The organism is Erysipelotrichaceae bacterium 66202529 (genome assembly GCA_017161075.1).
In the GTDB taxonomy this organism is placed as follows: Bacteria; Bacillota_I; Bacilli_A; order Erysipelotrichales; family Erysipelotrichaceae; genus Clostridium_AQ.
The window spans coordinates 230,498-242,589 of sequence record CP046174.1 but is presented as its reverse complement, the minus strand read 5'-3'; the positions used below and the strand labels follow the sequence as shown (position 1 = coordinate 242,589).

General features: G+C 43.6%; 13 protein-coding genes. 2 read left to right on the top strand and 11 right to left on the bottom strand.

Annotated elements, in window-relative coordinates; all coding sequences use genetic code 11:
- Nucleotides 1-59: 59 nt before the first annotated feature.
- From GKZ87_01100 to GKZ87_01080, 5 genes are read right to left on the bottom strand one after another with little or no spacing between them, the layout of a single operon-like run.
- Entirely contained in the window at nucleotides 60-1,331 is a 1,272-nt protein-coding gene (locus tag GKZ87_01100; GenBank protein QSI24194.1) for a sugar-phosphate kinase, read from the bottom strand.
- A gap of 50 nt (nucleotides 1,332-1,381) precedes the next feature.
- A complete protein-coding gene (locus GKZ87_01095; protein ID QSI24193.1) occupies nucleotides 1,382-1,825 on the bottom strand; it encodes a hypothetical protein in 444 nt (147 codons plus the stop codon).
- A 5-nt stretch (nucleotides 1,826-1,830) separates the two neighbouring features.
- Nucleotides 1,831-2,919 (bottom strand): PTS fructose transporter subunit IIA, encoded by a 1,089-nt coding sequence (locus GKZ87_01090; GenBank protein ID QSI24192.1) that lies wholly within the window; start codon nucleotides 2,917-2,919, stop codon nucleotides 1,831-1,833.
- Nucleotides 2,920-2,941: 22 nt separating this feature from the next.
- A complete protein-coding gene (locus tag GKZ87_01085; protein ID QSI24191.1) occupies nucleotides 2,942-3,256 on the bottom strand; it encodes a PTS fructose transporter subunit IIBC in 315 nt (104 codons plus the stop codon).
- A gap of 14 nt (nucleotides 3,257-3,270) precedes the next feature.
- Nucleotides 3,271-3,714, bottom strand: a complete 444-nt coding sequence (locus GKZ87_01080) for a PTS sugar transporter subunit IIA (GenBank protein ID QSI24190.1) — start codon at nucleotides 3,712-3,714, stop codon at nucleotides 3,271-3,273.
- A 280-nt stretch (nucleotides 3,715-3,994) separates the two neighbouring features.
- Between GKZ87_01080 and GKZ87_01075 the strand changes: the two genes are divergently transcribed.
- On the top strand, nucleotides 3,995-5,938 hold the full coding sequence (locus GKZ87_01075; protein ID QSI24189.1) for a PRD domain-containing protein: 1,944 nt from the start codon (nucleotides 3,995-3,997) through the stop codon (nucleotides 5,936-5,938).
- A 79-nt stretch (nucleotides 5,939-6,017) separates the two neighbouring features.
- On the opposite strand, the gene GKZ87_01070 is transcribed toward GKZ87_01075, so the two are convergent.
- Nucleotides 6,018-6,848 carry a hypothetical protein gene (locus GKZ87_01070; protein QSI24188.1) on the bottom strand — a complete coding sequence of 277 codons (831 nt, stop codon included), beginning with the start codon at nucleotides 6,846-6,848 and terminating at the stop codon, nucleotides 6,018-6,020.
- 160 nt (nucleotides 6,849-7,008) lie between these two features.
- Nucleotides 7,009-8,253: a cation:proton antiporter gene (locus tag GKZ87_01065; GenBank protein QSI24187.1), complete on the bottom strand. Its 1,245-nt coding sequence runs from the start codon at nucleotides 8,251-8,253 to the stop codon at nucleotides 7,009-7,011.
- 105 nt (nucleotides 8,254-8,358) lie between these two features.
- On the opposite strand from GKZ87_01065, the gene GKZ87_01060 reads away from it, so the two are divergent.
- Complete coding sequence (locus GKZ87_01060; GenBank protein ID QSI24186.1) at nucleotides 8,359-9,246, top strand: LysR family transcriptional regulator; 888 nt, start codon at nucleotides 8,359-8,361, stop codon at nucleotides 9,244-9,246.
- 112 nt (nucleotides 9,247-9,358) lie between these two features.
- On the opposite strand, the gene GKZ87_01055 is transcribed toward GKZ87_01060, so the two are convergent.
- Genes GKZ87_01055 through GKZ87_01040 form a run of 4 tightly spaced genes read right to left on the bottom strand, consistent with a single transcriptional unit; the run spans nucleotide 9,359 to nucleotide 12,091 of the window.
- Nucleotides 9,359-10,588, bottom strand: coding sequence for an aminotransferase class I/II-fold pyridoxal phosphate-dependent enzyme (locus GKZ87_01055; protein ID QSI24185.1), 1,230 nt, complete (start codon nucleotides 10,586-10,588; stop codon nucleotides 9,359-9,361).
- Between the two features lie 48 nt (nucleotides 10,589-10,636).
- Entirely contained in the window at nucleotides 10,637-11,011 is a 375-nt protein-coding gene (locus GKZ87_01050; GenBank protein QSI24184.1) for a transporter, read from the bottom strand.
- Nucleotides 11,012-11,025: 14 nt separating this feature from the next.
- Complete coding sequence (locus tag GKZ87_01045; GenBank protein QSI24183.1) at nucleotides 11,026-11,754, bottom strand: DUF5131 family protein; 729 nt, start codon at nucleotides 11,752-11,754, stop codon at nucleotides 11,026-11,028.
- A gap of 4 nt (nucleotides 11,755-11,758) precedes the next feature.
- Nucleotides 11,759-12,091 (bottom strand): hypothetical protein, encoded by a 333-nt coding sequence (locus GKZ87_01040; protein QSI24182.1) that lies wholly within the window; start codon nucleotides 12,089-12,091, stop codon nucleotides 11,759-11,761.
- Nucleotide 12,092 lies beyond the last annotated feature (1 nt).

Here is a 12,092-nt window from a genome sequence, read left to right as displayed (position 1 = left end):
ACACCGTTCCATAAGTATACGGCAAAGAGCCGAATTTCCATTCGACTCCAGTTCACATATTAGTTGATCACCTTGCAGATTCTGCTGGTAACCCCCTTCAGGTTATAGCATTCCACATACTGCTGCAAAGGACGCTTAATGTGATCGATCACAAACCGCTGTCCGTCAATATGATGCTTTGCCAGATTTTCATACAGGATATCAAGCTCCCGTTTTACATCCGCGTCATTGAATGCATAATGACCCGCAATGTCCAGAATATCCAGAGATAACTCCTTATCCTTCAATATTTCATCCACCTGTAGATTGCGCTGCTCTCCAATCATCCATTTTCTCCAGCGCTCTGTTTTGATTGCCTTTACCAGCAGGGTGTTTCTCACATCTGAGGCATTCTCAATCAACCCTTCCTTTTTCAAAATATCCTCTACATCACACAGCTTCAGATAGGCTCTTGTTTCCTCTGTACCATACTGCGGCGCAACATTGCTTGCGGTCACATTTGCCGGTATGTGCTCTAAAAGTGTTACATCATCCAGATAATCCGCATTATGCTCCTTTAACCCTACACCGTATTTCTTAGCCATGGCAGCCAGATTATATGCATTCTGGAAATGATAGGTTCCCACCTGCTCCGTTTTTCTTGTCAGTGTTCCTGTCTGTCCAACAATGAAGGTTGGCATTGGCAGACCCTTTGCCTGTAGCTCTTTTTCCAGCTTTTCAATAAATTCATGATATTTTTCAGTGGATGTCAGTCCTCCGTTTGTTTCCTCTGTACCAACTTCATAACCGATTTCCGGCAAGCCAAGGCGAGTGCGTTCCTTTTCACAATAAGCAATCAAATCTACCGTCCTTTTTAAAACCACATCGAGAGGGATTACCTTTCCGATTTCAAATGGATCCTTCGTCGGGTCTATCATCAGCAGATCAAAACCGTTTTCAATATCCGCAAGGTAGGATTGACGCGCCAGCTTCATTGCCTCCTCCTCACACAGATGCGCATTACGCTCATTATCACGCTGCCATGGACCTCCGTGATCTCTGCATAAATAATACAGACCGTCAAAGCTTACCTGATTTGCAATTTTGCGGATATCATCATGAAACCGCTTCTGATCCCAGCCATTGACATAGCCGCCTCCAAGCTCATCCGCATCAACCTGATTTCTGCTTGCGATAAACATCAAGGGGAAATCATAATCCCTTGCCAACTCAAAGCTAGCCTGCAATAAATTCGATGACATTGGGCCAATCCCGAGAAGTGTGGCGCTCTCTCCTGTATCCTGTAATTTCAATAATCCGTCTACTACTTTTTTGATTGGTAATTTATTCATATTCGTAACTCCTTTTCCTTTCTCATGTATATTGGCTCTATACGATTCATTTATTGATATTCCCTGTACCTGACCATATTCTGAAACCAGTTGTATGCCTCCGGCTGCAGACTGTTTCCCACTATGGTTATTAGCTCCTGTACATTTTCTGTGATTTCCTTTACATATACGATTACAAGGGGCTGCCCTGCATTTGTTTTAGCTCGCATGCTGAACACGGCTGTAAGATACTCTGCATATACCTTCAACTGATTTTTATGCTCACACAACACAAGTTCATCCGCATTCACAAGCGCATGGCAATCCTGTGGCTTTAGCTGCGGTAACAGATGTGTACATTTGCATACCGCTTCCTTTATTTTTATATCCCTTTTAACTATATAATCTGCATTCTTATCCCCAATGCATATAAACTTCCGCTTTGTATCCGCATGGTTGTTTATATACGATTCAGCCCTATTATCATCACTGCCCAATATAACAACGTGAATCATATCGTCTACTTCACAGCTGTTTCATGATCTGCTGGTGATACCGGGGTCTTTTTTTTATCCTTATCCTCAATATTCGGTTTCAGTACCAGCAAAAGCAAAGCCGTCACAATGACACCGATTGCCATATCCAGTGTATACAGCAGTGGCTTGTTTGTTGCGGCGACTACAATCATGCCGCCATGAGGCACATAGCATTCAATCGCATGCATCATTGCCAAGCCCGCACCGACTGCACTTCCCCCCATGATTGCAGGAAGCACATGCTTGATATCCTTAACAGCAAATGGTATCGCTCCCTCTGTGATACCAATCAGTCCCATAAAGGCACTGGTAACACCTAACTGCTTTTCCGCAGTATCATATTTTCTGCGGGATATAAAGGTGGATAATGCCAGTCCCAGAGGTGGAATCGCAACTGCAACGCGGAATGCTCCGTTTGGCCCATACAGCCCCTCTGCCATAAGCGCCATGGTAAATGCAGAAGCAGTTTTATTCACAGGGCCACCCATATCAAACGCTGTCATGAGTCCAATGACGATACCAAGAAGAATAGCACTGCCTCCCTGCATACCACTCAGCATACCGGTCAATGCCTTCATTAGTGCTCCCAGCGGGCCTACCAGAATATAAAGATATGCCAGACAGCAGATCAGTGCTGATACGATAGGGATAATCAATACCGGCATAATGGATTTAATCGTTGGGCCGACCTTCCAGCTTTTGATCCATTTGCATACATACCCTACCAGAATCCCCATAATCATAGCTCCCAGAAAGCCTGTGGAAACATTATTATCACCGACCGGGTTGTTGGCGATATAGCCTACAATCATGCCGGGTGCCAGGGCAGGCTTTCCTGCCAGTGAATAAGCAATGTAGCCTGACAGCATCGGAATCATCATCGCCATACCGGCAGAACCGATGGTATTGATATTTTGCATGAAGGAATTGGTGACCTTCATGCCATCACTGCCTGCTTCCCCGGTTGCAAGTGCAAATGCCAGGAACACACCGCCAATAACGACTGCCGGAAGAAAATAAGACACACCGGTATTAAACGCCTTAACCAAATCTTTTCCTAAATTTTTAAACATAAGCTCTCTCCTCTCTCTTTTTTTATAATTTCTCTGCCTGATCTATAATTACTGCAGGATCTCGTATGACAACGGAGGGGTCGATTTTAATAATTTTTCCTGCTTCTTCCTTTTCCTCAAACCGTTCCTCTCCCTCAATTCCGATGGCAATGGCCAGAATGACAGCATCAGCCTCTGCGATTTCATCCTCATCCAGCTCATTCTCAATTCCCATACCGCCCTGTGTTTCCACCTTGCAAGCATATCCGCGTTTTTTACATTCCTGTTCGATGGCTTCCTGTGCCATATACGTGTGTGCAATACCGATGGTACATGCAGCTACTGCGACAATTTTCATATCCAATATCCTCCTTATTGTTCGTTTTCTAAAAATTGAATACACTCATAAAATGCTTGATCACTTTCTGCCTGCCGAATTTGCTTACGGAAGTCTTCCTTCATCAGATGGCGGCTCAGCATAGCCAGAATCCGCAGATGCTCTTTGTTTCTGCTCGACAGTGGCACACCAATCATAAAAACCAGATCAACCACATCATGATCCCATGTGACAGGATGCTTCAGCCGAAGGCAGGCTACAAATGTCTGTGTGACAGCATCAGATTCCCCATGCGGTATTGCGATACCGAAGCCGACAGCAGTGGAGGCTGTTTCCTCACGCTGCAGTACCGCAGACATATAGCTGTGAGGATCATCAACTCTTCCTGCTTCAAATGCGAGCTGTGATAAATACGCTATGATTTCCTTCTTTGTTTGGAATTGTCTGTCACATACCTTAACAATTTCCTGTTCAAACATTTGACCACTCCTTTCCACGTCCTCATTGTATCGTCACGCAATTTTTTTTAAAATACCAACCGGCTTCCACAACTTGTGGAAATAAAAACACACAGCAAATTGAGCCGTGTGTCTATGAGTAACCAATATCTGGCAGTTTTTTTCTTGCACTGCATGAATTACAGAGGTGTATTTTTTTTTCTACTTTGAACAGAAGCAGATTGCTATTTCTTTTTCTGTAAATTCATTCTATTATGTAGTAGGGAAGTTTCTGTCTTAATGATGCAGGAGGAGAACTCATATGAAAACATCTGCACTTACTAAATTTCTGAAGCTCTTACTCAATGAAACGGATTATCGTAAAACCAGTTATTTCGCAGAAAAGCTCATGGTTTCAAATAAAACGATTTCAAATTATATAGCAGAGCTGCGCTATCACATGAAGGATTACGGACTGGATATCGTTTCCAAGCATGGTGTAGGTATCCGGATGACTGGGGATAAGCACGCAATCAGCCAGCTTCAGAAATCCATGCTACTGGAAACACGGGAAGCCTTAACAAGTGAAAGCAGACGAAAGAAAATCATGGAAAAGCTGTTAATGTATGATGACAGCATTTCTGTTCGTAAGCTGTCAGACGAATTTTGTGTAAGCTCAACCTCAATCGTGAAGGATTTGGAAAAGGTGGAGGCAGAGCTGAAGCATCAGGATATATCTCTTGATCGCAGCAAGTCCGGTACAAGCATCAAAGCAAAGGAACAGCGAATCCGAAGTGCAAAGCGTAAATTTATTTTTGAGGAGCTGATGTCCTCCACGCAGCAGGATCAGATTATGGATCTTGACCTCTGTAGAAAGGTTTTATCCAGATATATAACGGATGATATACAGGATATTGCTAAGAAAATGATTGATATCGCACAGGAAAAGCTGGGCTTTCGTCTTGATACCAACTATTACGCACAGATTTTTATATCCTATTCCATATTCATCCAAAGGATTCAAAAGGGATATGAGATAACAGAAGCCCCTGCCAGACCGGTAGTCACAGAGCTTCATGTATTGAAAACCTATCCGATCACAGAGGAAATCATACAATGGCTGAAGTACTCTCATCATATTACCGTGAATGATTTAGATATACGGTGGGTAAATGCTCGTCTCTCCGGTGTTTATCATGAGGATCAAAGCGCAAAGGCCGGATATTCCCCCATGATCCAGGAAACCGTACATGAACTGATAACCTCAATCGGTGATATATTCAATGCCGATTTTTCATCCGATGAGCTATTAAAAACAGGATTATCCAAGCACTTCATTCCTATGATTGCACGGTTGAAAAACAATATCAAAATTACCCATCCCTTCATCATGCAGATCAAACAGCAGTATACCGCCATGTTTTCCGTTGTATCCCTGGCATCGAGCAGCTTGGAAAAAAAGCTGGGCTTTCCTTTATCGGATGATGAAATCGGATTTATACTGATTCATTTTCAGGCTGCGCTGGAACGCCATAATCTTTCTAAAAAAATAGCCATTGTATATAATTGCGGACAGGCGAATGCGATGCTGATTGAAAATCAGATTAAAATCCATCTGCCTACCTTTGATGTAATAGAGCTTATCAGCGTTCATGATCTGCGGAAAGAATATCTCAGACATTTTGATTTTATAATTTCAACAATGGATTTGGGAATTGACAATATTCCCTCAGTTGTGATTTCCCCGGTTGCCGATAGCAGCGACATCCAGAGAATTGCCCAAACCTATGAAACGCTGATCAGGGATGTCCGGGAATCACGGTTTCAGTATCTGCTTCAGGCGATCAGTGCCGATACGATTCTGGTACATCAGAAATATAAAAATAAAGAAGAAATTTTAGAAAAGGCTAACCGCATCCTGTTGAAGAAGGGATGTGTGGAAAAGGAGTTCTTCGATAGTGTGAAAAACAGAGAAAGGATGTCCTCCACAGAAATCGGTAACGGCATTGCGATACCGCACGGGTCTGATAAATATGTCAGGGAAACTGCTATCGTGCTCATTACCCTGGAGGAGCCCATTCTCTGGCGCGATGGAATGGTAAGTGTGGTCTTATACACAGCGGTTTCTTTTGAACAAAAGGATACGATGAAAAAGCTGTTGAAGGATCTTTATCACCTTATCAGCTCTGAGGATTTTATCGAGCGGATTCAAAAAGCCGCCACGGTTGAGGAAATACTCGGCGTGTTTTATGGCAAGGGCTTATAAATGATATGTATTAGAAAAGCTGTCACCGGTATGTGCAAATCTGCGTGACAGCTCTTTTATATAGGATTTACGGACACGGTTATTTTAATGCGTCCTCAAATGGTTTGATATAGAAATCATCATAGGTTTCATAATATGCCGTATAGGCAATAATTTTTTTTATGTCATCAATCTGATCCGTTATGGTGGCATCAATTGATGTTAAATATCCTTTTTGGTCTACATGGTATATCATCCTTTGATCAATCGTTTCATTTTTTTCCAGTTTACAGCCATTCCTGTTTAAAATATCCTCACCGCGTTCTTCTGCCTCCCTGATGCTTCGCTGCTTTGTTTTTTCCTTGTCTGCCAGCGTAAGCGTGTAGATGGTTTCATCCTTCTTAACATCCTTTGTGATATGGAAGTATTCCTTATCGATATCGCGTACGATTTCTTCAAAGTTTTTCTTTACATATGGATTTTCTTCCTTCCGTATTCCGTCCTCACGCTTTGTCGGCTTATATGTTATGTTTCCTTTTTCTTCCTGGAAGCTCAGCTCCACATAATATCCATTCAAATAGCTCCATGCAAAACCAATTCTATCCTTTGCCTGCGGATCGGCTGCTTCCATCGCATAAAAATGTGTAATACTGCGGTTATTCTCAAAATCATATGCTGTAATGTTTCTTGTTGGTGCTGATTGAATTTCCACCAGCTCACCATCCTGACAATCCAAATCCGTAAAGCCTGCATATTGCGAGTCAATCTGCAGATTTTTTCGGTCTGTGCTCTTTTTACAGGCGGCATTCAGTTCTGCAAACAAAACATCCTGCTCTTTTAAGACTTCCCCTTTTTCTGTGTCAGTTGACTGCTTACTGCAGCCGCTTACAGCCAGACATAGGAGTCCGGCTATACATATTCTTTTGCTCATCCTCATATGTATCGTTTCCTTTCCCTACCTCCATTATAACATTATATGGTTTTAATTCCCTGGGAAATATGAGGTTTTGTTCCTGAATTGATGCTAGGAAAGAAACAACGAATACAGAAAGCAATTATAGGCATGATAGGTTTTGGGATTACTTAAAGCTCTATAGTACTTTGGCATGATGGAAAGTTGTTTTTTCCTTTGTATTCTCAATCGCAATACTTCCGGACAGCTTGAGCGAGAGCTTTGCACAGGCCGGACCAATCATTTCATATAAGACTGCACTAGATAATATGATAAGTGACAGCATCGTACCCTCCGTACTAGGCAGCAGCCGTTGAGCGAGAATTGCAAGACCGATGGATACGCCTGCCTGTGGAATCAGTGCCAGTCCCAGATACTGCCGTACCGCTGTACTGGCATGTGATATCCTGGCACCTGTCCAGGCTCCCGCTGCCTTGCCGATGATGCGGACGAAGAAATACACAATCCCGATTACTCCGCAGGAAACCAGTGCATACAAATCCAGCCGCATACCGGATAATACAAAGAATAAAAGTGTGATTGGTGGTGTAAACCCGTTAACCTGACGAAACAAATCCTTGTTTCCGGATAGATTGATATAAACAGCGCCAAGTACCATACAGGATAGTAAAGGCGATATCGCAAAGCAGCTGCAAATACCTGTCAGAGCCAGTATTACAGCGATGACAAGGACAAGACGGTGGTCACTGGAACGCTTTTCACTAATGATATGATGCAATACCCATGCCAGTACAACGGCAAGCACGATTGCCATTATATTCCATAAAACCGGAAGCAATATAACCGACCATTCCAATGCCTGATCCGCATGCATAAATTCCACCAGGGCGGTACAGACACTGAATGCGATCAAGGCAACAGCATCATCGAGTGCAGTTACCTGCAGTATGGTATCCACAAAGTTTCCCTTTGCATGGTACTGCCGTATGGTCATAATTGTAGAGGCTGGTGCAGTTGCACAGCCGATGGAACCGAGCAGGAGCGAGAAAGACCACGGCAGTCGAAAGCATACGACCATTGCAATCGTAATACAGGCTCCAGCTGTCAGCGCTTCAAAAATAGTTATGGTGATAATTTTTCCACCCTGCTTTAACAGGATATCCTTTCGAAAATATTTACCTACACCAAAGGCGATAAAGGCCAGGGCAATATCCGTCATAAAATCCATTCCTGCAATCACTTCTCTTGGAATCAGATGCAATACACAGGGGCCGATCAGAATACCGGATATGATATAGCCGCTCACATTTGGAAAGCGCAGCTTTTTTGTGACTCTTGTACAGAGAAATCCAGCCAGTAATATGATGGCAATCGACAGGATGATACCTGCATTTCCCTGGTGCTTCAATATTTCAGCTATCATAATAACCCCTCCTCACACCATTGATTATATGTGAAAGTAGTGATAAAATCTAATTATAATTATTTAGCAAAATATCAATATAATTTATTATAAGGAGATGTTACGATGCTGGATACAAAAATTGTTTCTCTATTAACCCTGATTGAAAGTGGCAGCTATACGAAAGCCGCAAAGCAGCTGCATCTGACACAGCCTGCGATCAGTCATCAAATGAAGCTGCTGGAGGATGAATTTCAGATTAAAATCTTTCATAAAAGTAAAAAAAGTCTGATTTTAACGCCGGAGGGTGAGATTTTGGTGAAATATGCCCATCGAATGATGGCGGTTTACAACAATACCCATCAGGCACTTGAGGACGCAAAGAACAACCTGCATCGTTTCAATATCGCCACAACACCGACTGCCGGAGAGTATTATATACCCCAGCTTCTGGCCGCATACTGTCGGGAGCATAGTGATGTGCATATAAATCTGATTACAGATTCCATAAATAATATTTATAATAAACTCAAATTATATGAAGCAGATTTTGCAATCATCGACGGCCGCCTGACATCGGATAAGTATCATTCCATTTTGCTGGATACTGATTATCTCTGTTTGATCGTCGCGCCTGAGCATGCACTGGCAAATCGTAGCAGTGTAGCCATGCGTGAGCTTTTGGATGAAAATTTCATTCTGCGCTCTAAGGAAGCCGGTACCAGAGAGATTTTTGAGAATTATCTGGAATCCCAGCGGGACTCTATCCGCAATTACCGCATACTGATTGAAACGGATTCTCTGGCAACCATAAAGGAGCTTGTTATGAGCAATATGGGAGTTTCCATCATGTCGCATAATGCCTGCAAGGAGGATGAGCAAAAAGGAAGACTGAAAACCATTCCGATTACCAATTCCACGATGATTCGTGAAATCAACCTTGTGTATCCAAAGGATTTCCAGCATGTGGATGTATTACTAGAATTGAAAAAAACCTACAGCAAGCTGCAGTAACGCGTAGTCTGTACAATGTACATGAGGGATGAATAAAACGCAATATATCACATGGTATCCTCACGGTCATAACTGCAAAAAAAAGCAGATCATCTGCTTTTTTCTTTATATTTTATTTTTCATTTGGCAGTGGAAACTGTACGGTAAGCGCACGCACTTCCTTGCGGACTTCCTCACGAACACCGGCATCATCTGCATGCTTCAGCACACGGCTGATCCATAAAGCAACCTGGCGGAATTCATTTTCCTTGAAGCCCCGGGTTGTCATGGCAGCAGTTCCCAGACGGATTCCGCTTGTCACAAACGGCTTTTCTGTTTCATAAGGAATCGTATTCTTATTACAGGTAATACCCGCTTCATCCAGCAGCTTCTCTGCCAGCTTACCACTCATATCAAGAGAGGATTTTACATCTACAAGAATCAGATGGTTATCCGTTCCTCCGCTGACGATGCGAAAGCCTTCCTCTTTTAACGTATTGCTCATAACAGCACAATTCGCAATGACCTGCTTTGCATAATCCTTAAACTCCGGCTGCATCGCTTCCTGCAGACAGACAGCCTTTGCCGCAATGATATGCATCAGCGGGCCGCCCTGCATACCCGGGAATACCTTTTTATCCAGTATTGGGGCATGCTCCTTCTTACAAAGAATCAGACCGCCGCGTGGGCCGCGCAGTGTTTTATGCGTCGTTGTTGTCACAAAATCTGCATAAGGCACAGGACTAGGATGCTCTCCTGCCGCTACAAGACCTGCGATATGTGCCATATCCACCATGAAATATGCGCCTACCTCATCCGCAATCTCACGGAATTTCTGAAAGTCAATCACTCTTGGGTATGCACTTGCTCCCGCTACGATCAGCTTTGGCTTTTCCTGTAATGCCACTTTACGCACTTCTTCATAATCGATTGTTTCCGCATCCCTTGTGACCCCATAATCCACAAAGCGGTAAAGCGTTCCTGAAAAGTTCAGCGGATGTCCGTGTGTCAGATGTCCGCCTGCTGTCAGATTCATCCCCAGCACGGTATCACCCGGCTGTAAAACAGACAGATACACGCCCATATTCGCCTGTGAACCACTGTGCGGTTGCACATTAGCATGCTCTGCGTGAAACAGCTCCTTTGCCCGCTCTCTTGCAATTTCTTCCACTTCATCAACGTGTACACAGCCTCCGTAATACCGCTTTCCCGGATACCCCTCTGCATACTTATTGGTCAGAATACTTCCTGCTGCCTCTAGAACATCCTTTGAAACATAGTTTTCCGATGCAATCAATTCGATATTATACAGCTGACGCTCTGCTTCTTTTTCAATAGCTTCCTGAATTCTCTTATCGTTCATAGCTTACCTCCGTTTGATTCCTCTATTTTACCACATATTTCAATAATGTCATTTCTTTTGTCCTGCGGCATTAAGAAAGTACTTCTTTACAACAAAAATCAGTGCAACTGCCAGAACCCCTACCAGATTTTCCATTGCGCTCTCATGCGATATGATAATCTGACGGGCAACCGCATAAAGCAATACCTCGATAACTGATTCCGGCGTATGCAGAATCAGCATCTTTACAAATTCCACACCGACAACCAGCGTCAGTGCCTTTTCCAGAATCGACTCGAGTTGAAAGCTGTGGTCTATCAGTGATTCCGCACCAAAATATACGGTTGCCAATGTGGATATTCCTATGGCAATCATCAGAAGTACAGCAATGATAAGCTCTACTGCCTTCATCATTTTCACAAGTCTTGTATTTATTTTCTGCATGCATTTCTCCTATCCTATATGATAATCTCAGGATTCAGATTGATATCCGCCTTCTTCGCCTGTAGATGCTGCTGTCTGCGCGGGATATGATAGCGAACATTGTCTTTCACAAAATTAGCTCCTGTCTGTTTGAACCAGAATTTGACACCGGCATTTAGACATTGCCGGCGCAAGTCCAAAATCCACTCATAACGGCATTCACGGGCCTGCGGACCGCTTTCTCCCCCTGCAATAATTTCTTCGATATCGCTGTCCAGCCAGGCACTTAGATCCAGCGGCTCCAATAAAGGCTCACAGGCAAGGAATTTATGCCGGATCGGCGCAGCCTTGTAAATGGGAAGACGGTATGCAGCCCGCTCCATCGTTTCCACCGTACAGGCAATTCCCACATGCTCCCAGCCGTTACCCCAGTCATCGGGAATACAGTCCATAAACCGGTCAATGCGCTTAGTTATCATAAAGAAAAACAAATCATTTCTCTGCCTGATCATATCCCATGCGTCATCACGCCATGCATCCGCTTCCTCTACAAAAAAATCGCTGGTAAAACAGGTATAGACGATTTCATCGGAAGCTATCTTGTATTCACCTTTGCGATTCTTGCGTATAATCTTGTCGAAATCCTTCACACGGGTGACAACACCGGTTTCTTTTCCATGCAATTCATCCATGCGATATACATAGCAATGCGCACAGCCTGCACTTATTTTATGACAGCCGTGCCATGGATTCCAGTTTGCCATATTCTCACCCTTTGCGATATGTATTTATGACGCTGCCATCATCATCGATCTGCCGCAATTCGCCATCCATATAACAATACTGCATGACATCGCCTTTGCGCAACCTGACAGCGAGCATATAGGAATCCGCAGTATCCTGTTGACAGCGATTGATATAGCCATAGCACATTCCCTTTTCCTGCTGTATGGAAACTGCCCCGGAAAGTCGGATATGGACAGCAGTATCCCCACACTTCCAGCATCCGTAAAAGGGACGCTTCGCATCGCGTTCCTTCAGACGGTATCCATATAAATATAATAGTGCAAGGGACAGCAGCATTCCTGCAGCCTTTTTCATG